This window comes from Sphingobacterium griseoflavum, assembly GCF_014653155.1.
Lineage (GTDB): Bacteria > Bacteroidota > Bacteroidia > Sphingobacteriales > Sphingobacteriaceae > Sphingobacterium > Sphingobacterium griseoflavum.
Genome location: NZ_BNAF01000005.1, coordinates 261,879 through 285,066, shown reverse-complemented (window position 1 = coordinate 285,066; position 23,188 = coordinate 261,879). Strand labels below are relative to the sequence as shown.

At 45.3% G+C, this 23,188-nt stretch carries 15 protein-coding genes; 1 reads left to right on the top strand and 14 read right to left on the bottom strand.

Translation table 11 applies throughout. The features are described 5' to 3' along the window. Positions 1–114 precede the first annotated feature (114 nt). From IE165_RS08530 to IE165_RS08465, 14 genes are all read right to left on the bottom strand, one after another. Positions 115–792 (bottom strand): potassium channel family protein, encoded by a 678-nt coding sequence (locus IE165_RS08530; protein ID WP_189626179.1) that lies wholly within the window; start codon positions 790–792, stop codon positions 115–117. Between the two features lie 3 nt (positions 793–795). Beyond that, positions 796–2,238, bottom strand: coding sequence for a TrkH family potassium uptake protein (locus IE165_RS08525; RefSeq protein WP_229826472.1), 1,443 nt, complete (start codon positions 2,236–2,238; stop codon positions 796–798). A gap of 4 nt (positions 2,239–2,242) precedes the next feature. Beyond that, positions 2,243–2,962, bottom strand: a complete 720-nt coding sequence (pgl, locus tag IE165_RS08520) for a 6-phosphogluconolactonase (RefSeq protein WP_189626178.1) — start codon at positions 2,960–2,962, stop codon at positions 2,243–2,245. Further along, positions 2,946–4,484 carry a glucose-6-phosphate dehydrogenase gene (gene zwf, locus IE165_RS08515; RefSeq protein ID WP_189626177.1) on the bottom strand — a complete coding sequence of 513 codons (1,539 nt, stop codon included), beginning with the start codon at positions 4,482–4,484 and terminating at the stop codon, positions 2,946–2,948. Before zwf ends, pgl begins: the two co-directional genes overlap by 17 nt. 11 nt (positions 4,485–4,495) lie before the next feature. Next, on the bottom strand, positions 4,496–5,896 hold the full coding sequence (gene gnd / locus IE165_RS08510) for an NADP-dependent phosphogluconate dehydrogenase (protein ID WP_189626176.1): 1,401 nt from the start codon (positions 5,894–5,896) through the stop codon (positions 4,496–4,498). A 179-nt stretch (positions 5,897–6,075) separates the two neighbouring features. Next, positions 6,076–7,521 (bottom strand): arylsulfatase, encoded by a 1,446-nt coding sequence (locus IE165_RS08505; protein WP_189626175.1) that lies wholly within the window; start codon positions 7,519–7,521, stop codon positions 6,076–6,078. Positions 7,522–7,764: 243 nt separating this feature from the next. Continuing rightward, entirely contained in the window at positions 7,765–8,784 is a 1,020-nt protein-coding gene (locus tag IE165_RS08500) for a cytochrome-c peroxidase (RefSeq protein WP_229826467.1), read from the bottom strand. A gap of 70 nt (positions 8,785–8,854) precedes the next feature. Further along, complete coding sequence (locus IE165_RS08495) at positions 8,855–9,712, bottom strand: MbnP family protein (RefSeq protein ID WP_189626173.1); 858 nt, start codon at positions 9,710–9,712, stop codon at positions 8,855–8,857. Positions 9,713–9,778: 66 nt separating this feature from the next. Continuing rightward, entirely contained in the window at positions 9,779–11,773 is a 1,995-nt protein-coding gene (locus tag IE165_RS08490) for a TonB-dependent receptor plug domain-containing protein (protein WP_229826475.1), read from the bottom strand. Beyond that, the gene (locus IE165_RS08485; protein WP_189626172.1) at positions 11,773–12,696 is read right to left on the bottom strand and encodes a hypothetical protein; all 924 of its coding nucleotides are present in this window, start codon (positions 12,694–12,696) and stop codon (positions 11,773–11,775) included. The genes IE165_RS08490 and IE165_RS08485 overlap by 1 nt, the downstream gene beginning before the upstream one ends. A 235-nt stretch (positions 12,697–12,931) precedes the next feature. Continuing rightward, on the bottom strand, positions 12,932–13,237 hold the full coding sequence (locus tag IE165_RS08480; RefSeq protein WP_189626171.1) for a hypothetical protein: 306 nt from the start codon (positions 13,235–13,237) through the stop codon (positions 12,932–12,934). A gap of 220 nt (positions 13,238–13,457) precedes the next feature. Continuing rightward, positions 13,458–15,374: an AAA domain-containing protein gene (locus tag IE165_RS08475; RefSeq protein ID WP_189626170.1), complete on the bottom strand. Its 1,917-nt coding sequence runs from the start codon at positions 15,372–15,374 to the stop codon at positions 13,458–13,460. Between the two features lie 88 nt (positions 15,375–15,462). After that, positions 15,463–16,230: a response regulator transcription factor gene (locus IE165_RS08470; protein ID WP_189626169.1), complete on the bottom strand. Its 768-nt coding sequence runs from the start codon at positions 16,228–16,230 to the stop codon at positions 15,463–15,465. 4 nt (positions 16,231–16,234) lie between these two features. After that, positions 16,235–19,423: a ligand-binding sensor domain-containing protein gene (locus IE165_RS08465; protein WP_189626168.1), complete on the bottom strand. Its 3,189-nt coding sequence runs from the start codon at positions 19,421–19,423 to the stop codon at positions 16,235–16,237. 458 nt (positions 19,424–19,881) lie between these two features. Here IE165_RS08465 and IE165_RS08460 point away from each other — a divergent pair, with 458 nt between their 5' ends. After that, entirely contained in the window at positions 19,882–23,169 is a 3,288-nt protein-coding gene (locus tag IE165_RS08460; RefSeq protein ID WP_229826465.1) for a SusC/RagA family TonB-linked outer membrane protein, read from the top strand. Positions 23,170–23,188 lie beyond the last annotated feature (19 nt).

Here is a 23,188-nt window from a genome sequence, read left to right as displayed (position 1 = left end):
TCCAATCATGCTGTGTTATCGCCAATTAGCTGCCATATCATAGATAGATTCATGACATGCACACAAGCTTCGGCATGTTATGCACAGCACATCAGCAGCCATACATAATCCCTGCTACAGAAATGATTTTATATGTTCATTGAATCCGTAGATTACCAAAATGTCCCCCGTTTGAAGTATGGTATCCGGTTTTGGTATCCCGTGGAGCACGGTGGTGATTACACTTTTACCAAAAGAGGTTTGTTTTTCGGTATTTTTAAGAATCGTTAGCACCAATAGCTCATACTTTTGGCGAATGTTTATCTCCTGGAGTGTTTTATTCACATATTTTTCTGGTACAATGACTTCGACAATAGCGTAATTGCTATTTAATTCGAACGAATCCACCAGTCCGGTCATGGATAGCTTCTTGGACCAGCGCTCGGCAGACTCCTCCTCCGGATGTGCTATTTCCGATACACCAAGCGCGCCCAGTACTTTTTCATGAAGACGGTTTACCGCTCTGCTTATAAGCCGCTTGACCTCCGCCTCTTTACATAAGGCCGTCACCATGATGTTTGCCCCCTCATCCTCACCTATTGCTACAATAACGATGTCGGTATTTCGTAACGGTAGTGTCTTAAAGGCTGTCTCATCGGTGGCATCCAAACAGACAACATGGGTTATTTTCTCTTTCAACGCCGTTATCTTATCCAACCGTTTGTCTACGCCGATGACCTCATTACCCTGCATCGTGAGTTTCTCTGCAAGGGAAGCGCCGAAGTTGCCTAAGCCTATAATCAAAAATTTCATATCTTAATATATTGTGAGCTCCTCCGGAGCATACTTATAATGCGTGAAGCGTACTTTTTTTACAAAAGCAATCAATACCGACAGCATCGTTACCCGACCAACAAACATCAGGCAGATAAGTACCAGCTTACTAGCGGTGGAAAGCTCTGGCGTGACGGACAGCGATAGTCCCACGGTACTATATGCCGAGAAACATTCAAAAGCTATTTCTAAGGTGCTGAATCGTTCGTCGCAGTATGTGATAGCTACCATAGCCGTACCGATCGCAACGAGGGACAGAAACATGGTGGCAAAAGCGCGCTGAATAGATATAGACGCAATTTCACGGCGAAAGACCTCCGTCTTACTCTTCCCACGTGCGAGACTAACCACGTTCAAGATCGCTACCGCAAAGGTCCCTGTTTTGATACCGCCGCCCGTGGAACTGGGAGAGGCACCAATCCACATCAGAAACATAATGAGGATGATAGATGGATTGTGCAGCTGGGAAAAATCAATGCTGTTAAATCCAGCGGTTCGGGGCGTGGTGGCGGTGGCCATCGCGATCACCCATTTCCCTACACCAGCATGTTCTTGGAGAACGTTGTCATATTCCAGCCAATAAATGAACACGATCGCCAGGAAGGATATAATTCCGGTAGTGATAAGATTGATCTTGCTGTTGATGGTCATAACCCATGGTCTGTAATAATTTTGCTTTAACGTCCACTTTTTCAGTAATCGATTGGATAGATGTTTTAGATACTTCAATACATTGATGACGATTGGGAATCCGAGACCGCCAAAGATGTAGATGAAGGCGACAACGGTTTGGAACCCATAATTGTACTGTACCGCATCAGCCATTAATCCGCCTGTAAACGTAGAAAAACCGGCGTTGCAAAACGAGGAAACGGCGTGGAAAATTGCTGTAAATAAAGGATTTTCAACGGGTACTCCTGCGGGATTCTGTAAGAAGCTCCAGTAGATAGCGGCCGCCCCTATGGCCTCGATGCTAAACGTGATGATTATTGTTCGTTTGAGAATGGTAAACACTTCACCGAGCCGATCCACGTTTGAAAAGCTGCCGATAGCCAACTGGTTACTATAGCTGGAGCCACCCTTCAAGAAATAAGCAAAGAGCCCGGCAAATGACAGAATACCGATGCCCCCCGCCTGAATCAATAGCAGGATAAAAAACTGCCCCCAAACCGAAAAGGTACTGGGAATATCAACAGATGCCAAACCCGTCACACATACTGCACTTGTCGCTATAAATAGCGCATCAACCCCCGTAATAGCCGTCTTAAGGGAGATCGGAAGACGTATCAAAACCGTACCAAAAAGAATCAGTATGATGAAACTCCCGATAAATAATTGCGCCGGATTAAAAAGTTTTTTAATGATCACTGCTATGGATTTGTGGAGTAGATTCACTTGTACGAACAAGCGAACATGTCTGCACATGCGTTTATGTCAAATTTGCTGCCGCTTCCTCATCCACCATATAAATTAACTCTGCCCTAGCGGCGTCTAACAGCTGACTGGGGTACAGGCTTGGGTTTTTAGGCCCCTGTAACACCTGTTGGAGCGCATGGGCTTTTTTCTTACCGTAGGCCATGACGACAATTTTCTTCGCGCTGTTGATGAAAGGAGCAGTTAAGGTAATACGATACATCTGCTGCGCCGTCAGGTAGTAAGCCGCAACCCATTTCTTCTGTTCCTGTAAGACGTCCGTTTCTGGAAATAAAGATGCGGTATGTCCATCATCGCCCATACCCAACAAAATGAAATCCAGCATGCCATCATTCCCCAGCTTTTCCACCAAAGTTTCCTCATACTGCCGGGCATATTCCCCTGGCGCTATGCCATCTGCATACATAGGAAAAACATGGGCGGGAAGCACCGGCACGTGATTAAGCAACGTTTCGTACGCCATCTTTGCATTGCTCAGCTTATCGTTTAAGGGAACCCAACGCTCGTCGCCCCAAAAAACGAGTACCTTACTCCAATCAACAAGATCTTTGTAAGCTTCGGATGCCAATAGTTCATAGAGGCCAATGGGTGAAGAACCTCCCGTTAAAGCAACGGCGAAATAGCCTTTTTCTTTTACGGCTTCATCAGCTGACTGAATAAATGCCGCGGCCGCGGCTTCAAATATTTCTTTCTTTGTTCTAAACTGTTGTACCATGTTTTTGTATTGCTGGTTGTGTAAATGGTGGAAAGCTGGATAGCCAACGGTGTCCCTGTCTCTTCAACAACTCATCAGCGGCCTCAGGGCCCCAGCTACCAGCTGGATAGCTGTAAATGGGTGATAAATCACCGTGTTCCCATTCTTCCTGTATTGCTTCGATAATGTCCCAAGCTTCCTCAACTTGGTCAGAGCGCATAAACAAAGTAGAGTCACCGTCCAAAGCGTCTAAAAGAAGCGTTTCGTAAGCCTCAGGACCATTCGATGCGCACTGGAAATAATCGAACACCATCTGCGCAGGTGTCATCTCCATATCCAAGCCAGGTTGTTTGCTCATGAACGATAAACGAATATCCATCTCTGGCTGGATATTGATCGTCAATTGGTTATTTTCAATACTATTTTTATTGGCCGGAAACTTTGTCTTGGTGCTATCTTTAAAGTTGATCACGACGGCCGAATGTTTCTGTTGCAAACTCTTCCCCGTTCGCATATAAAACGGAACACCGAGCCAGCGCTCATTATCGATATAAAATTTCATCGCGACAAAGGTCTCTGTTGTGGACAGCGGGTTGACGCCCGGTTCGTCACGATATGCCTTTTTGGGCAATCCGTTGATTTGACCTGCATCATATTGCGCCCGTACGGTATAATGGTTTATATCTTCACGCTTGATCCGTCGCACAGATTTTAACAGATCTGCTTTTCTGTCGCGTATCTGCTCCGACTCAAATTCTTCTGGAGCTTCCATGGCGACCATGCAAAGAATTTGAAGCAGATGATTTTGAATCATATCACGCAATGCACCTGAATGGTCATAATAGCCCCCTCTATTTTCTACGCCCACCTGCTCTGCAACAGTAATCTGTACCGAATCGATATGCCTATTGTTCCATAGCGGTTCAAAAATCGAGTTGCCGAACCGAAACGCTAAAATGTTCTGAACGGTTTCCTTACCGAGATAATGGTCTATACGGTAGATCTGTTGCTCATGAAAAGTGTTTGCCAACAGCTTATTTAGCCGGATTGCAGAGGATTTATCATAGCCAAAAGGCTTCTCGAATATAATCCGATCACCCGTCACATCATCTGCCAACTGAAACCTTTTCAGCCCAGACGAAACTTGCTCAATAAAACTAGGCGCAATAGACAAATAAAACAGGCGATTGCCACGCTCGCCCCAAAGGGCATCGTTTTTATTGAAAAGCATATTTAGGTCATCATAGGAACTATCGTCATCGATATGTGCCTTATGGAAGGTGATATGATCCTGAAATGCTTGCCATTGCTCTTGGGAAAAATTGGTATTTCTTGAGAAAGCCAATATATTTTCATGGACGTAGTCCCGAAAAGATTCCTGTTCGTATGGTTGTCTTCCTAAAGCAATAATTTGGAATTGGGAGGGCATACGACCATCCATATAGAGGTTAAAAAATGCAGGAAACAGCTTCCTTTTCGCAAGGTCGCCGGTACCTCCAAAGACAACAATAGAGGTGGGTTTGATTTGTATATCGTGCGTCATGTCTGTTTCCTTTAATCCCACAACGTATGAAAAATACCTTCTTGGTCAATACGCTCATACGTATGTGCGCCGAAGTAGTCGCGTTGCGCTTGGATAATATTTGTTGGCAAATTTTCCGAACGATAAGCATCAAAATAAGAAAGTGCATTCGCGTAAGCGGATACGGGAATTCCGCCTCCGATAGCATCTTTCAGCACCGTGCGAACATGGCCCTGCGCATCCATCAATTTCTGTGCAATGGATCTATCCAAGAGTATATTACGTAACGCCTTATTCGCTGCGTAGGCGTTTCTAAAGTCTTCCAATAAAGCTGCACGGATGATACAGCCGCCACGCCACACTTTGGTTACGACCTCCAAGTCCAATTCATACCCATAGGTTTCTGAGGCTACGGTAAGTTGCGCAAAACCTTGCGCATAGGTCGTAATCATGGCAAAATAAAAGGCGTATTTTAAGCTATTGATCACCACATCCTGCGGAGTGCTTACCGGCTGAACATCCCAATGGAGCATGCTCGATGCCGCTATACGCTCGGGTTTGTATTTGGATATATCACGCATATTCACGGCGGCATCGATAACGGGCACGGGAACCTGTAGGTCCATCGCATTTTGTGAGGTCCATTTTCCCGTGCCTTTTGATTTTGCCCAATCGGAAATAAGGTTCACCAAATATTCGTCGCCTTCTTTTTTCTTGAGGATTTGTGCTGTAATTTCAATTAAAAAAGAATGGAGTTCCTCACCGTTCCACCGCTCAAATGTTTGCTGTATAGTTGCATTATCAAATCCGTACAGTCGCTTCATCAGGTCATAGGTTTCGGCAATCAATTGCATGATACCATACTCGATTCCGTTATGCACCATCTTGACATAATTTCCTGCCGAGCCATTACCCAAAAATTCGACACATGGCTCGCCGTTCACTTTGGCTGCGACCGCTTCAAAAATAGGCCGCAATCTTTCGTAGGCTTGTCTGTCTCCGCCGGGCATTAAACTAGGTCCTCGACGGGCGCCACTTTCACCGCCCGATATTCCCATACCGAAGAAATGTATACCTTGCGCCGAGAGCTCCTTAAATCTCCTGTCGGTATCCGGAAAATAAGTGTTCCCCCCGTCGATGATAATATCGCCTTTATCTAAAAAAGGAATAAGACTGGCTATCGCCAAATCAACAGGTTTTCCCGCTGGTACCAGCAACATAACGGCGCGCGGCTGTTGCAGACTATCTATGAATTCTTGCGCTTGGGTTGTTACCTTTATCCGATGTTCTTCACGCGCTTCAGCTGCCAAGGACTGTGCTTTTTCAGCATCAAGATCTAAGCCTGCTACAGCAAAGCCGTGGTCGGCCATGTTCAGTAGCAAATTACGCCCCATCACACCTAGCCCGACAATTCCAAAATTGTAGTTGTTCATTTATCGACAATGATTATTATGTGCACTTTTTATTTCGCGGCGAAATTTACCACTTTTATTCCTGCCATAAAAGATAAAAATGACGTCAATGTAAACCGAGCCGTGCCATGGCACACCGAAATTTATCCCTTCGTGGGCACCTTTGTCCTACCTATGCCCCTCGTGCTTAATTTCGGTTTTTAATCGGTGTCAGCTTTTCTAAAAGGAAAGACGCTGCTTTCGACGTGTGCCTCCGACATCCAAGATTCTATCTGTCGGACGATAGCTGGCTGATTCTCGGCTACATTGTGTTTTTCTTGCGGATCGGATACGAGGTCATACAATTCCAAAACTCGCGGTGTTTTCGTTGCGGCCTGAAGACGAATACCTTTCCATTGACCATGACGAAGAGCCTGTTTCCCACCCTGTTCGTGAAACTCCCAGTAGAGATACGGATGTTCCTGCTGCAAGGGAGAGCCTTTAAGCGCTGGAAGAAAAGAAATACCGTCGCCACTCACTTCCGATTTAACGCCTGCAACTTGGGCAAAAGTCGGGAAGAGATCCCAAAATGCCGCCACGTGCTGCGTTCTACCACCTCCCTTCACCGTTTCTGGCCATCGCACAATAAACGGTACTCGAATGCCTCCCTCATAAAGATCACGCTTTAGACCACGCAACCCGCCAGCACTATTAAAAAAAATTGGATCCGCCCCGCCCTCCTGATGGGGGCCATTATCACTCGTGAATACGATCATGGTATTTTTATCGAGCCCCAACGCTTTAAGCTTGTCGACTACTTCGCCCACGTATCGATCCAGTCGGGCAACCATACTTGCGAATGTTGCCCGAGGGTAATTTTGGGAAGCATAGCCACCGGATTTTGCGTTTGGCCCATAGTCAGACCCGACGTAAGGTTCCTCTGGAAATTTACCTACATACGACTGGAAGATACTGTCATCTGGCACGACGAGTTCGGCATGCGGTAAGGTATGGGGCAAGAACAAAAAGAAAGGCTTAGCTTTGTGTTCTTCGATAAACGCTAATGCTTCTGCTTGGATCATATCTGGCGCATACTGTTCACGTCTTTCCAATTCGCCATTTTTTTCCAAGACTATCCGCTGCTCATTACGCCACAGATGTGTCGGATAGTAACGATGAGCTAGTGACTGGCAATTATAACCGAAGAAGTGGTCAAAGCCCTGCTTGTTCGGATCGCCATCGGACAGCACGGGCCCGAGCCCCCATTTTCCAAATGCACCCGTAGCATATCCCGCCTTTTTCAAGACTTCAGCAATAGTCAGGACAGAATCTGCAATGGGGTATTGTCCTTCAGGTGATACACTGAGATTTCCACGGATAAACGTATGACCCGTATGCTGCCCGGATATTAGCGCAGAGCGCGACGGAGCGCACACGGATGTTCCTGTATAGAATTGCTCAAAAAGCAACCCTTCTGCTGCTAAACGATCGATATTGGGCGTGCGGATCAACTGCTGTCCGTTCACGCCAATGTCGCCATAGCCCAAATCATCCGCTAAGATCAAGATGATATTGGGTTGCTGCTGCGCTGCAACACTGCTCGCTAAAAATATGCTAGCAATAACTAAACGCCATGTAAATAGTGCGTTTTTAGATTTTTCTTTCATGCCACCGCCTTTAAATTTCGCCTCGTAATCTTTTACGGTTACTATACTGTATCGGTTCGTACATCGCCTTTCCACAACCTCGCAAAGCGAACATACTTTTAACGCGATTACGGGAAACTAAAATTAAAACATAATATTAACGATATTTTTTTAAAATAACGATAAAAATGGCGATAGCTGCATCGTATGCCTTTACATGTTTCGTTTCCGGTATCTCCATACCGGAAGGAGACGCTAGCTCGTTTACTGATGGATAAATGCTGGATCGCTCAGCGTACCTAAAAAAGCAATGATATCCGTCTTTTCCTGCTCGCTTAGGGGTATACGATTCCCATTACTTTTTAAAATAGGGTCCAAATTATCCGCTGGCAAAACGCCTTTATCAAAGTAATCAAGCAAAGCTCTTAAGTCTATAAACTGACCAAAACTTCCGTAGGGTGCTGTGTAAGCAATATTACGCAGTGACGGCACACGAAATTTCATATAATCCGCTGCTGCTCCGGTGACTCGCGCCCGGCCGGCCTCTTGCGTACTGGGATTAAGGGGAAAACCTACATTTCGAAAAGACTGATCTGTGAAGAGCGCTGTACTATGGCAGCTTGCGCATTTTTCTTTGAAAATATGATGCCCTCGCTCTTCCTCCTCGGTAAAAGCTGCTCCTTCCATACGCATAACGCTATCATACTTGCTGTTTGCAGAAATTAAGGTATACTCATACTGCGCAATACTTTTAAAGATACGTTCTGCAGTAATCAATTCGTCGCCAAATGCCTTTTTGAAAAGATGGCGGTATGCTGTATCTGCACTCAACTTGCCGATAACTTCTAAAATCGAAGAATTCATTTCCTCGTGGGTTATAATAGGCACCAACACTTGTTTTTCCAACTGTAACATATGGCCATCCCAATTATAAAATTTCATGAATGCCATATTCTGTATAGGAGGCGTATTCCGGAGTCCAATCCGCCCCTCCACCCCTACGGCTTGTGCCTTATTATCTGCAAAGGCGTGGCCGCTGTTATGGCAACTCGCACAGGAGACCGTATTGTTGCCGCTTAGCCTTGGCTCGTGGAAAAGGCGTTGGCCAAGTTCTACGCCATAGGTTGTCGGCCGATTACCGTACACAGCGGGATTAAATTCCGGAAATCCTGTAGGAATAGACAAATCCAATAACGGATTCTCAAAAACAAAAGGATCTTCGGGCATCTCCTTGCTGCACGACAGTAGCAGCACAAATCCTATAATAATAGTAAAAACTCGCATCGCTAAAAGCATGATATAGATATAATGGATGGCCTACTGAACGAGTTCTACCATAGGCCATCCCCATAATTTAATTGGCCACAGCAGAAATGGAGAACATTCCGGTAAGATCGGTAGTGCCATCTCCACCCAAATTATCTACATATAAAGTCATGTTTCTAGCGGTGTGCACATTGGGTGTGGCATTTCCATCCCCTAACGAAATGGTATTGGTCTTTCCACTCAACAAGTTATCAAAATCTGCTTTAATAGTGATACGAGGAGCGTTTTGTCCCACGATGGCATGGGTGGATAGATCCAAAACGATATCTCTATAAGCGTCGACCCCTTGCACGTAACTAGACGGATCACTTTCTGTTCCTTCTACGGTGCTGCCTGTATGAATGGACAGCGTCTGATTGTCTGTACCGTAGAAACCTTCAATTTTTGTAAACCGGTATCCTGTCCCCCATTCCCACATCATTTTGGTATCGTTGGCGCCGGCAATGGCATAAAATGTGGGGAAACGTACTTGATCCAATGTATTTAACGCAGACTGAACTCCTAATCCAAATTTGATCTGCTTATACGTTCCTGATGGTATATTTGTTAATTCGAAATCTAGTGTCGCTGGCTTTGACTGGTCGATTACCGCAGCTCCTTTGTCCAAATCGGCGATATGATAGGGCATTTCGGAACCGTCTACTTTCACTAGACGTATATTGCTGATGACATATCGTAATTCCGAAAAGTGATGCCGCTGGCCAGACGCGGATGTGTTAACACTAGCTTCAGCAGAAGCGGCCGATCCGAGGATGATGGTATTATCTTTGAAAGTGTTGTTGAAATGCAACGTCATGCTGTTGGCTACAGGTTCATCGCTTTTGCTGCACGAAATAAGCAGTAGTAGACTTAGTCCCAAGACCGAATAGTTCTTTGATTTTTTCATTGTTATTGATTTTAATTTTTATTGATTTTGTTTTTGTATCCATATGGGAACGGTTTGACGGCGCAACTAAAAGCTGATCCGCAGGGAAGCAAAGACATTCCTTCCCATACGAGGAATATTTCCCCAGTCGGCATATGTACTGTAATAGGCATCAAAAATATTTTCAGCCCCCACTTGCAGGTTTCCTTTCCATTTCATTAGTGCGAAACTGTAATCTGCGGATATATTCCAGATGGTGTAGGCTGGTGTTTGATCCTCACCAAATTCTGGACTGTAGTTTCGATGCAGAAAGTCGCCATTTACAGCCGTCTGCAGTCCAAACGGTCCGTGCCCATAATGGAGTGCCGTTTGATAACTCAATGGCCGGATAAAGGGCAGGTTTCCACCATTATCGTCCTGTGCACGCGCATAGGTCAATATGCCATTCCAATGCAGATGCTTTGAGATCGTGTAATCGCCTTTAACTGACACATTGAAAAGGCGGGCATACCGAAGAGAGGTATAACCTTTTACGCCCACAGACTGGTAATTCATCGGGCTTCCAAGGCCCAATATCCGTCCGATGATGTAATGCCTTATATGGAAGTAATTGGCTTGCGCATCCACATTAAACTTTTCCTTTCTATAGCTTATGCGTGCGTTACCTTCGTAAGAAACTTCATTTCTTAAATCCGGGTTACCAATATAATCGTAGCGATCAAAGCTGTTGTAAATGTAGTAGCCATAGCCTTCCGATACAGACGGTGCCCGATGCCCATACCCCAATCCCGCTTCGAGAAGGAAATCCTTTACTTGGAGCTCATAACGCGTGTGTAAACTGGGGAGTACCCGTGTTTTATTTTGCGACGCCCCGGGATGAAAGATCCGGTTGAACTCGATGTACTTGGAATAGTTCTCATGCAGGCCCAATGATCCCCCAAAATGAATCTGGCTGATCTCGGAAAATGCCCAGCTATTGTTCATCGAAAGGCCTCCGTAGCGCGTAGTGACCCACGGCCAGCTGTAGGCAAACATGGTCTGGCGACTGCGATCTTGTGGATACATCCGCATCTCCGCAATGGAAACATTTTCAAACGCATTGATCTGTATATCGGAAGCGTAGCGTTCACGTTGCAAGGTTAGCTTACTGAGCAAGCCATAGGTCGTGCTCCATCCCGGCATATCCATATGCACTAAATTTTCGGGACGCGTCGTATCATCCATATAATGCTCAATAGCATTGTAATAGACCTTGGATTCCCAAGCTTTCACCAAACCTGCTTCAAATAATTGCTTGTAGGTTGCCGAGGTAATGATTGCCCGCGAGAGCCAAAGATCCATGGGCAGTGCGGGAAAGCCGACATCCTTCGCCCTATCGAAGATTGCATCCAGACGTAAGGAGGATTGTTCGCTCGTTTTATAGGCCAATCCTACCGAACTATTGAATTTATTATATTGCGAATGTCTAACGGTGGCACCATTTCCGTCGCTGTAGTTTCCCGCTTTTCGCACAGAGAAACTTCCCTCTGCGACAAATCGTTGATCTGCATAGGCCACGTTACCCAAGTTAAAAAATTGCTTATTGTTTGCTTCCATACCCGTTTGATAAGCGCCAGACCAGGTTTTGGCCGCAGCGAACGCTGTATTTCTACGTTTTAGATCGATACCGCCGGCCACCGTTGCGCCATGCATGCTACCCGCTTGACCCAAGTTGATTTCTATCGTGGCCAAATTGTTGCTTTCCACGTAAGAGGTGATCGGATCCATCTTATCGGTGCAGGCGCCGAAAATATGCATGCCGTCGATTGTCAAATTAGACCGCTCCGATCCCATGTTGTTCAGCAATGGCTCCCAAGCGTAGGCACCACGTTTGATAAAACTTATATGCTGCGATGATGCCAAAAATTCATCGACAGAAATGGTCATCTTCAACGGGGTTTCCATTTTCCTTTTCCCCTTTCCTTGTACACGAACTTCTTCAATATATCTCGTGCTGTCTTTCTCGACAGCTTGTCCGCGAAGGCAAAGCGGTACAAGAGAAACAAACAGCAAGGGAACGATCGCAACAGCATTCATCTTCATCAAAATAAAATATCCAAATACAATTCACTTTTCACACCGTTGACACCTGGAGTAAAGTCATTGGGCACAACCGTGCCTTTTACGGCTTCACCTAGCTGGTTCAACAAAATGAAGTTTAAGGTCCAATTACCAGTCATCGTATAGTTCACCACGCCATAATAGCGTCCATCGTCTCGCTGGTTTAGATCTTCATTGTTTGGTGAGCTATGGTTGCCCATCGACGGCTCCGGCATACGGGGGTCAAGTTTTAGGGTATAGCCTTGCACAACTTCGTAAGAAAACTGTTCTGGATCGGGAAATTCCGCAGGGGCGGGCGTGCCGATGGCTCGGTTAAACCTATAAATACCTGCAACAAGCTGGTTTTCAGCTATACGAGGTTTTTGGGGCGAAATCAACGCTATGACGTAAAGCTCTCCATCGCTACCGGTAAAGCGCGTCATGTTCAAGTTTTTATTCGCTTGCTGCACCACTTGGACAGGTTCGTTCAACCGGTACGTCGTTCCACCGATGCTAAAACGCATATACAACTGCCATTCGCCCCCCACTTGGCTTTCCTCGGTAAACACGATGTAACTCGAGAAATATCCACTATCCACCTGCTGTTGCAGCTTATAGCCATGCGGCCCCGTTGTCTGCTGCGCCTGCGCGTCAGTAAATATTGGTAGACAATAAACCTCTTCGGGTTGGACGGCAGAACTTCCTTGTTCCAGCGTGACGCGCACTTCGTTATAGCCTTTGTAAAAGGTGCCGTTTAACGTATTAATGCGAATAGTATAGCCGTCTTTAACAAAGCGAGCTGCCTCTTTGAACTGCAGGTGCTCCGTAACAGCGGTATCTATTTCTGCTTTGTAATCTGTCTTGTCCTTGGTACAGGACGAAATGGCCATGCATAAGATGGCGCTGGTCATCATCAATAATTTCATGAATGAAACGCTTGTCTACTATAGGAAATCAACTCGTAGCGTATGCTGTAGTGGGCATGTTAAAGCCGCTTAGGCTAGCCTTTAATATGAAATTAAATATATCTATCAGATGATAAATACCCCAATAAAGATTTACACTACGTAGTTTAGAAACGCCCCTTGAACCGCTAAATCAGTATACCATAAACAGTCCAACAACCATGTATGTTGTTCAGAAAGGAATATGATAATCGAATTAAACGTTTTCTATACGGGAAGAAGATACGGGAGGACGAAATACGGATTGGTTGTGGTCAAAGCTGTAATTTTCTGCATAAAAGAAGAAAGAGATCGGGGAAATGTCTGCAACCGTTGATTGGATGGAAAACGTGAAGCGTTCTTTGTGTACATACAACGCACTCGTTTCGTACACGAGCATGTTCTTTTTGGCATCCTTTTTCTCTTGTTCTTTGAGCTTTTTCATTAAGACACATTGTCCATTGCAATGCAGCTCTGGTCTATCCTTATTGATACATTTGGCCAAGTATGCCGGCAAATTCATCTGATAATCGACAGTTAGCATACTGCGATAAAAAGATTGCAATGTCAGTGCGATCAGCAAAAAATATGTACAAAAAACTTTCAAGACCTGTTTATTGTTGAAAAAATTGAAACAAAACTAAGAAAAGAATCCCGCAAACAGCAAGAAAAGCAGATCAAAATAAAAAAATTATTTTTTTTCGAGCATGATATGAAGTCGAATCATTCAAGGATACATAAAGCTAGCCTATACCCATGCCCCACTCCCACACCGTGCGGTATTGGTGGATCGATTCGACGTAATCGATAAACCCCTTGTAGAAAGGGTGCTGGCCAATGGTAACACTGTCACCTATTACAATGAGTTTTTTCTTTGCGCGTGTCATTGCAACGTTCATTCGACGTACATCCTGCAGGAATCCGATTTGTTGTCTTTCATTTGTGCGTGTTAAGCTGATGTATATAATATCTTTTTCCTGTCCCTGAAAGCTGTCAATGGTATTGATCTGAATGGCATGGATAAAAGGCTGTATCGCTGCATCGTTCTGTATAAGTTCCTTTAACAAGTGGGTTTGCTTTCTATAGGGTGCAATAACGCCAATACTCGGAAAGGAATCTGTGCCATACGACGCGTTCAGATTCATCGCAGTTTCCAACAGATGTTTGTGCACAAACATAGCTTCTTCAACGTTTGCGATAGCGCCATCATCTTCCGTTTCTTCGAAGCCTGCACCAGCGGTGTCGATAAAAACTACGGGAGCATCGTCGCTGCGCAACCTCCTGTCAGCAACTTGAGGAGATGCTTGCAGCTTGTTGCCGTATAATACGGATGATGGATATGTCATGATGGCGGTGTTCATGCGATACTGCACGTCGAGTAGCGAAACCTGCTTTGGATAAATTGCCATAAGCTTTTCAAATAGCGTTACATATAGTCCTTCATGGCTTTTTTTACTGGACTTGACGGTTGGGGGCAATTGGCAATGGTCTCCAGCCAAGACGATTTTTTCTGCCTTTAACAGCGCAATCCAACAAGCTGGCTCCAGCGCCTGTGCTGCTTCGTCAATGAATGTGGCAGCATATTTTCGATCGCGAACAGCATAATGGTTAGCCCCAACTAATGTAGCCGTAATGACGTGGGCCTTATCAAGAATATCGTTGCTCATAAAGTCCTGTAGGCGATCTATCTCCGTTCGTAATTTGCGGGCTTCAGTAAATAAAGCTTTGCGTTGCTCGCGCTCCGCATGTCCAAAGTTACGCTTGTATTTGTGCGCCATATCAAGATAGGCATTCGCTTGCTTCACCAAGCTTTTCAATTCCTTCTGTGCTGCATGGCTGCTAACCTGAGCATCCAAACTAAGCTGCTGTAAGTGTGGAGAAACGCGCACGGGGTTACCGATACGCACAACAGACATGCCCACATTGTCCAAACGTTCGGTAAGGAGATCCACCGCGGTATTACTCGGCGCAACTAATAAAATTTGCTTTTTCGTTTGCTTCCATAAAGCGTGAACGGCATGGATTAATGTGGTGGTTTTACCGGTTCCGGGAGGCCCGTGCAAAATACTGATTGGGCTCTCACCCAAAATATGCGCAATGGCCCGGTTTTGGCTGATATTTAAGGTAGGGTTATCCGCTAGCACAGCCTCGCTTGCGTTAGCACTTACCACTTCTTCACCTAAGATCTGCCGGATCAGTTTGCCTTGTGTGAGATCACCGCGAAGTTCTTTGGCACGTCTTAGCGCTTGGTGCATCTCACGGTATGCATTTTCATCGAATAACAAATCGACGCCAATTTTACCGCGACGGATCCAGTCCGGTGCCTCGTCGACACGTAAGGCAATTTGCATCCTATCCGCGCCTATGTAGGATATTGTTCCATAAACGCGATCATCATCTGGACTAAAGTTTGAAAATAGTGCCACGGGCATACCGAAACGAAAACGGTGTGCTTCGCCCAAGTTGTTGCTTTTTTGCACAGTGATGTTCAGGTAATCGCCTCTTCCCAGCTCGCTATGAACCATGGCAACGGGAAACCAAGTTACCCCTTGTGCTTTCCTTTCTTGTACATGACTTCTTTTTAATAAGATCTCATGCATACTTCGGTCATAGTTTTGCTCTTCAAGCAACAAACTGGAAAGTCCGTCAAAATAATCCATACCGTAAAAACACGAAAATAAAGATTTTTATCGGGTATTGAAAATGACCGACGACGTACATCAGGGGCAGGCTGTAACCAACTAGAGATCAAGACTCTTTATCGAGCGAGTTCATATACCCCTGAGGAGATACCTGGAAATATCGTTGAAAATTCTTATTAAATAAACTTTGACTGCTATAACCAACCATTTTGGAAATTTCCGACATGGTGTACGCATTTTGCGCGATTAGTTTCGTCGCCTTTTTCAAACGGGTCAGATCAATAAGTTCTTTCGGCGTGAGATCAGAGATCGATTTAATTTTTCGATAAAAGGTAGGCCTGCTCATGTTCATATGGTCGGCTAATTGATCGATATGAAGGGCGGTATCATCCAAATTCATCCGAATAAAGGTATCCAGCTTTTTTAAAAATGCTTCATCGGTTTTGGAGTGTGCCATCACCCGTACATCCTCAAATGGCGAGCTCGCGAAATGCATTTTTATCTTCAAGCGGTTACCCAGCAAATTAGCAAGCTGTAGCTGTAGCAATTCTGGCGAAAAGGGCTTCTGTATGTATAAGTCTGCTCCCACTTCAAGACCCGCAATATGGGCGTCGTACGTGTTCTTGGCTGTCAACAGCACCACCGGTATGTGGCAATAATCTACATTAGATTTGATCAGCTCACAAAGTTCAAAACCATCGATGCCAGGCATCATGATATCCGAAACGACAAGGTCTACCACCTGCATATCCAGTACCTGCCGAGCTTCTTCCCCATCTTTCGCGGTATACAAGCAATACCTATCTTCAAGCACCTGCGATAAAAATTCTAGGATCTCTTCGTTGTCGTCAACGATCAGAATCTTGTGCTTCATATTTTTAAATCTTTTTCCAGTTACTTAATTTAAATTCAAACTTCTGACGCATGGGTAAAACCAACTCAAAAACGACAATTTGTCCTTTAGCCGGCAAGAGCCTTAATGTTCCGTTATGTAGTTCGGTTAAGGACTTTGCCAAGGATAGACCTATGCCTGTTCCTGGCTGGTTGTTACCACGTAATCTGAAAAACGGTTCAAACACCCGTTCGCGCATCCCAATTGGAATTCCTTTACCATCATTGCTCACCAATATTGTAAATGTCTCTTCTGTTTCTTTGGACACGAAGATTTCGACATCCACTTTAGCAGATGCATATTTTACCGCATTGGAAAGTAAGTTACTGAAGATTTTCACCAACGCCTCTTTATCGGCAAAGGCTTCGAGAGGATCTTGCGGCATATGGGTAGCTAGATCAATGCCTTTTTGATCCGCTTCCGCCCTGAAATTTGCGACTTGCTCTTGCAACAATGCACTGACATTGGTATGCACGAAGTTCAAACCAAATTGGTGGATTTCAGTCTTCCGAAAATCCAAAAGCTGCCCTGTTAGCTCGACCAAACGCTTCGCATTGCGCTGTACCATCGTTAGGCTTTTCTTCATTGCCTCATCCTTTACACGATGGACCATAAGTTCTATAGGCCCAAGAATCAAGGTAATGGGCGTTTGGATCTCATGTGCTATATTCGTAAAAAACTCGATTTTCGCCCGATAGATATCCTTCTCTCGCTCATGCTCAAAAAGCCTGATCTTCTGTCTGTGTTTTCTTTGCAGGTAAAGGTGGTAATAGCGAACGATAAAAAACAATGTGAGAATCGCCACAAGCATATACGTGGCATAAGCATAGGTCGTTTGCCAATAAGGTGGCAGAATCTTGATATGCAATCGTCGCTCCTTACCGATCCAGCTTCCGACGTTGCACTTTGCCTGCACACTAAAGGTGTATTCCCCTGGAGAAAGATCGGTAAAATAGGCTTTCCTGTTACGGCTCAGATACGTCCCCTTGCGATCCACGCCTTCCATAAAGTATTCGTAACGGGTCACTTCTGGAGAAGCATAATTCAATGCGGCAAACTCAATGCTAAAATTGTTTTGCAAGTAATTCAGTTCAATGGTGTCGGTATAAAGAACGGAGCGCTGCAAGGGGCTCTTGTCCACGCCTGGTACCACTTCTTTATTGTTGATCTGAAAACCCGTTATGTAAGTCGCCGGACCTTCACCCGTTTTTTCGAAATCTTTCGGATTGAACACAATCATTCCTTTTACAGAACCAAAATACATCCTTCCTTCCTGATCCCTATACGCCGAACTGAAATTGAACTGGTCAGTAATCAAGCCGTTGGCTTTGGTATATACCTTTATTTTCTCGGTCTTTCGGTCCAAACAGATCAGACCTTTCAATGAACTTACCCATAGCCGTCCTTTATCATCTTCCAAGGTGCGAAATAGGAGGTTGGTAGGCAGCCCGTTCTCCACGGTAAACCTCCGGACGATCTTTCCGCTTCGATCAACTTTCATTAAGCCTCCGCCGCCAGTGGTAAACCACAGAAAGCGGTCGCTATCTTCATAAATCCCGTGCACGGCAAACTCATTTGTATACGAACCATCGATCTGGTCAGCAAAGCGTATATTACCACTTTTACCTGTTTTGGGATGATAAAAGTAGGCTCCCCTATTGACACTGCCAGTCCAAATATTGCCATCTGTGTCTTCGCAAATATCGAAAACATAGCTATCCGTCGGTATCTGCGGAACACGCTTCATGGTCTTGTTTTTCGGATCAAACACAAATAATCCTGATCCACCATATCCCGTACCTACCAAAATCTGGTTGTCACGAGTTCTGTAGATGGAAAGCACAAAATCACTGGTGGGCCCTCCTTTCTCACCGACCAACTTAAACCGGTCTGTTACCACCCCGCGCCGAATATCCATGATTTCCAAACCATTGTAGTAAGGACCAAATAGCAACTGGCCGCCATACGCCAACAAACCATGGATATTGGGATACGGAATAACGGAAGGGTTGCTGGAAGATAGGTAATTGGTAAATTCGCATCGCGTAAGATTCAACTTATTTAAGCCACCATCCTCTGTCCCGATCCATAAATTGCCCTCCTTGTCGGGACTGAGTTCCCGAACGGCGCTTCCAGAAAGGGAATTGACACCTGCAACGGGATAATATTTTTTAAAACGAGCATTATCGGGCGAGTAATAATGCAAACCTCCGAAAAAAGTTCCCGCCCACATACCGCCTTGCCGATCTCTATACACGCTGTATACTGCATTATCCGCCAATGCATAAGGGTCATCGGTATGTTTCCGCAAATTTAAATGCTCACCCGTTTTTAGATTATAGATATAAATTCCAGATTCTGTTGCCACCCAGCACTCGTCCTTTGTGGACAAGCCGATGTCGCGTACGTAAATCGCACTGTTGTCCTGCTCGCGCAGCTGCAACGATTCGATTATTCCTGTCGACCGATCGTAACACTTCAATCCTTGTTTAAAACAGCCTATCAATACCTGTTTATCATTCGCGAATACTATTTTACTGATCGATCGTAAATTAGGCGGGATGTTGGAGTCTAATACAGAAAGGCGCACGTGGCTTCCTGTTGCAATATCATACACTGTAATATAACCGGAATGGTTACCGACCCACAATTTCCCCTCCTCTTCGGCTATCGTTATACAGGAAGCTGGTATTTTCAAGTTTTCGAGCCGGTCCATACCAATATCATATTTATGAAGTTCAGCATTTAGTGAAAACCATAAATTATTCTCCTTATCAATCTGTAAATGGCTGATGTAGGTGCGTGGTGCGGCATCTAGAACGGTAAAAACTTCTTGGAACGGATCGTATCTGTAAATTCCTCTGCCCGTAGCCACCCACAAAACACCATCCCGATCTTCCGCTAGCGCGGTAATGACATTATTTCCCAGATAACCAAATCGATTGCTGTTATTATGGAAACTTTTAAACGTATATCCATCGAATCGATTCAAGCCTCCCCGTGTGGCCACCCACATCATACCTTTTCGATCTTGCATGACCGCGCTCACCGAATTATGGGCTAGACCGTCCTCCGTCTGGTAATGCTTGAAGTAGTAGGGTTGCTGCCCGCAACAAAGCGATGTTGCAAAAAGCAAGCATAAAGCAGTTGAAATGATCAAAAATAGGATTCGCATAGTTTATAATGGTCAAATATATGCAAATAGCGGTAAAAATTCGTAGGAGAGTTAAGCGCTTTCACCCTGTAAAACCAAGCGACACGAAGCATGATCTCCCTCCACTAAATCGTTTAATAGCCCTGCGCCCAAGTATTGGAGATCGCTGCTTGATGAATTTGAGACGGAACGACAAAAAGATGATCCGTTTTTACAATTTTCATTGCTTTACTTTGAAATACAGTTAACGAATTTATAAACAATGCCGAAACAGCTTTTCGCATTGATCAGGTAGCATGCTGCTTTTCAAAAGATTACCTGAAGCAATCGTGTACGAACTGCCTACACGAAGTCAAAAAGCCTGTAAGTGCATCATTCAAAAATCAACCGGAGGGAATTTATGTAAACAGCAAATTGTACGGCTGTAGTCACAAAAACGGCCATCAACGATCCTAACTAAAACATCAAAACATAAACCTATGATAAACAAGTACATGCTTTGGCACATCAATAATCAAGTGTGGTTTAAAATCCTAATTTTATTGCTATGCTGCTTTTTTATACCGTGCCGTGCAAACGCACAAGAGATGACCATTTCCGGCACCGTGACCGATGCAACAACCGGCCATTCGGTCGCAGGTGCTGTTGTCAAAGTGCAACAAACTGCATTGGCAACGAGCACCGATCTAAACGGAAAATTTAGTATTCAGGCACCGAGAAATGCGATATTGATCATTTCCTCGGTAGGCTATACCTCACAGACCATCCCATCAGAAAACAGGGCATCGATTCAAATTTCACTTGCTCCGGCCAATGAATCCTTGGACGAGGTGGTGGTAATTGGTTATGGATCCATGCAGAAAAAAGATCTTACCGGATCCATTATTCAAGTGCGTCCCGACAAAATAGCGAATGAGAACCCCAAAACCGTGCAGGACATCCTTCGTGGCACACCGGGCATTCGGGTTGGTTACAACGCATCGGCTAAAGGCGGGGGCGGCATCAATGTCCGGGGCCAACGCTCTGTATTCGATGCGGGCAACCGAAACAGCCCGCTACTGATCCTGGATGGCATGCCTTTCTACGGTGAACTTTCGGAGATCAATCCCGATGACATCGAACAAATCGATGTACTGAAAGATGCTTCGGCTGCAGCTATCTATGGGTCTAAATCAGCCAGTGGTGTCATCATCATCAGCACGAAAAAGGGCAAACAGGGAAAACCCGTCATCAACATGACCAGCAATATTGGTACGACAACGGTAGCCAACATTCGAGAACGTTTCACTACCGCGGGCTATCTACAGCATCGGGAAGACTGGTTGACCAAAAATACCTATGGCGTAAATCCCGAAACAGGCGCATATGAAGCCTATCAGTCTGGCAGCTATGCAGACAAACCGGGATATTTTATGCGCCCAGATCAATTGCCTTCCTCCATTGCGCTGGCAGATTGGCGATCATATGATCAAAATGTAGGCGACCAATCCGACCTGAGTATCTGGGGCAGACGACTAGGTTTCACCGGCAACGTCCTACAGAATTTCCTCGACGGAAAGACTGTCGATTGGCGTGATAAAACCTACCGTAATGGCTTTGACCAAGATTACAATATCAGTGTTAGCGGTGCCAGTGAACGCAGCAATTACTACTTATCGATGGGCTACTTAAAAAACCAAGGGGCAGAAGTGAGTGATGCTTTCCGTGCCATTCGCGCCAATATGAAAGTGGATACCAAAGTCACAAGTTGGTTCAACGTGGGCGCGAACATCAATTTCCAAGACCGTTCGGATGGCAACGTAGAAATTGATCTAGACCAGTCCATGCGTAACAGTCCCTTTGCAGATTATGCCGATGAAATGGGTAATCCTACGCAGTTTCCGCTAAGCCCGGAATACAGCCAGCGTGGCTACAACTATGATTTCCAGCGACAGTATCTGGAGCTAGACAAAGGATATACCGTGTTGAACAGCATTCTATATGCGAAAATAAAACTACCTTTCGACATCAATTATTCTTTCAACGCATCGCCACGTTATCAGTTCTTTTATGACCGATATTTCATGTCCTCAGAGCTTCCAGGATCTAACCCTGCGAGCCGTGGTGCAAATCGCGAACAAGCCAAACGCTTTGATTGGTCGCTAAACAACACGATTAGCTGGGATCGTACGTTTGCCGATAAACATCGCTTTACCGTGACGCTGGTGCAGGAGGCCGAGGAGCTGCGGCTTTGGCGCGATCGCATTGAAGCACGCAACATATTACCATCTGATGCATTGGGCTTTCATAATGTCGGATATGGCTCCAAACAGGACAGCAACTTTTTCAATGAAGACACGCAGGAAACCGCAGATGCCTTGCTTGCTCGCTTGTTCTATTCCTATGACGATCGCTATTTGATAACGGCATCAATACGGCGAGATGGTTCATCAGCTTTCGGCACATCGAACCCCTACGCCACATTTCGATCCATATCCGGCGCTTGGGTATTTACCAATGAGCATTTTTTCAAATGGACGGATATTGTCAATTCGGGTAAACTGCGGCTCTCCTATGGCGAAAACGGTAACCGGGCGCTCGGAAATCCTTACTTTGCACTCGCCAATCTATCCGCTGGCGGTGGTAAGATGCACGGATATATCAACAGTTCGGGCGATTTGGCGCTCTACCGTTACCTGATGATGGATCGCTTGGCTAATCCAAATCTGCGTTGGGAGAAAACCGATTCTTGGAATGTCGGATTGGATTTTGGTTTATTCAACGATCGTATCTCCGGTACCTTGGAGTACTACAAAACCATTACGGAAGACATGATCATGAATGAACGTCTTCCAAGTTTTACAGGATTTCAAGGCATTGCCACCAATCTTGGACGGGTAGATAACAGCGGAATCGAGTTGGCGCTGAATACGGTTAATATTCGCAAAGATAACTTCCAATGGTCCACAACGCTTGGCTTTTCCTACAATAAAAACACTATCAAGAATCTCTACTACGATTACCAGGATGTGTTAGATGAGCAAGGTAACATCATTGGCCAAAAAGAAGCCGACGATATCCAAAACAACTGGTTTATCGGGCAACCCATCGGTGTAATCTGGAACTATCGCGTGACCGGAATATGGCAGGCCGACGAAGTGGAGGAAGCGGCACGTTACAACCAAAAACCGGGCGATCCGAAAGTGGCCAACAATTACACGGAAGACGATGTGATGAATGCCAACGGCTCGGTGACCCACGTCTACAATAATTTCGACAAGGAGTTTCTGGGACAAAGCATCGCGCCCTACCATTGGTCATTGCGCAACGAATTTGTCCTATGGAAAAACCTCAATCTCTCTTTCAATATCTATTCCTACATGGGGCACAAAAGCTTGTTCGGAGACTACCTCAATAACGATGATAACGGGGGGCGCATGCAGTATGGGATGGCCAATTTGCCTGCGAAAGAATACTGGACACCAGAAAACCCCACCAATGAATATGGACGAATAGAAGCCGCAGGCCCCGTCGGTGCAGCCTCGGCTGGAAAATTGTACGACCGGTCTTTTATCCGTTTGGAGAACATATCGGTTGGCTATACATTACCACAGGCATGGACAAACCGCTGGCAATTGAACCGTGTTAAGCTATTTGGCACCATCAGGAATGTTGCTACCTGGGCCAAAGATTGGGAATATGGCGATCCGGAAGCTAATCCGGCATTTGATGAAGGTGGAGGCCTGTCGACACGCCTGTACAATCTGGGTCTTAACCTTGTTTTTTAATCCTTCTTGGGATACCATG

What these genes read in the sequence shown, in the direction of transcription:
- IE165_RS08470 (WP_189626169.1), bottom strand. Translation starts at nt 16,230, where the DNA reads ATGAAGCACAAGATTCTGATCGTTGACGACAACGAAGAGATCCTAGAA.
- gnd (WP_189626176.1), bottom strand. Translation starts at nt 5,896, where the DNA reads ATGAACAACTACAATTTTGGAATTGTCGGGCTAGGTGTGATGGGGCGT.
- IE165_RS08530 (WP_189626179.1), bottom strand. Translation starts at nt 792, where the DNA reads ATGAAATTTTTGATTATAGGCTTAGGCAACTTCGGCGCTTCCCTTGCA.
- IE165_RS08500 (WP_229826467.1), bottom strand. Translation starts at nt 8,784, where the DNA reads ATGCGAGTTTTTACTATTATTATAGGATTTGTGCTGCTACTGTCGTGC.
- IE165_RS08525 (WP_229826472.1), bottom strand. Translation starts at nt 2,238, where the DNA reads ATGTGCAGACATGTTCGCTTGTTCGTACAAGTGAATCTACTCCACAAA.
- IE165_RS08460 (WP_229826465.1), top strand. Translation starts at nt 19,882, where the DNA reads ATGATAAACAAGTACATGCTTTGGCACATCAATAATCAAGTGTGGTTT.
- pgl (WP_189626178.1), bottom strand. Translation starts at nt 2,962, where the DNA reads ATGGTACAACAGTTTAGAACAAAGAAAGAAATATTTGAAGCCGCGGCC.
- IE165_RS08475 (WP_189626170.1), bottom strand. Translation starts at nt 15,374, where the DNA reads ATGGATTATTTTGACGGACTTTCCAGTTTGTTGCTTGAAGAGCAAAAC.
- IE165_RS08505 (WP_189626175.1), bottom strand. Translation starts at nt 7,521, where the DNA reads ATGAAAGAAAAATCTAAAAACGCACTATTTACATGGCGTTTAGTTATT.
- IE165_RS08490 (WP_229826475.1), bottom strand. Translation starts at nt 11,773, where the DNA reads ATGAAGATGAATGCTGTTGCGATCGTTCCCTTGCTGTTTGTTTCTCTT.
- IE165_RS08485 (WP_189626172.1), bottom strand. Translation starts at nt 12,696, where the DNA reads ATGAAATTATTGATGATGACCAGCGCCATCTTATGCATGGCCATTTCG.
- zwf (WP_189626177.1), bottom strand. Translation starts at nt 4,484, where the DNA reads ATGACGCACGATATACAAATCAAACCCACCTCTATTGTTGTCTTTGGA.
- IE165_RS08495 (WP_189626173.1), bottom strand. Translation starts at nt 9,712, where the DNA reads ATGAAAAAATCAAAGAACTATTCGGTCTTGGGACTAAGTCTACTACTG.
- IE165_RS08465 (WP_189626168.1), bottom strand. Translation starts at nt 19,423, where the DNA reads ATGCGAATCCTATTTTTGATCATTTCAACTGCTTTATGCTTGCTTTTT.
- IE165_RS08480 (WP_189626171.1), bottom strand. Translation starts at nt 13,237, where the DNA reads ATGAATTTGCCGGCATACTTGGCCAAATGTATCAATAAGGATAGACCA.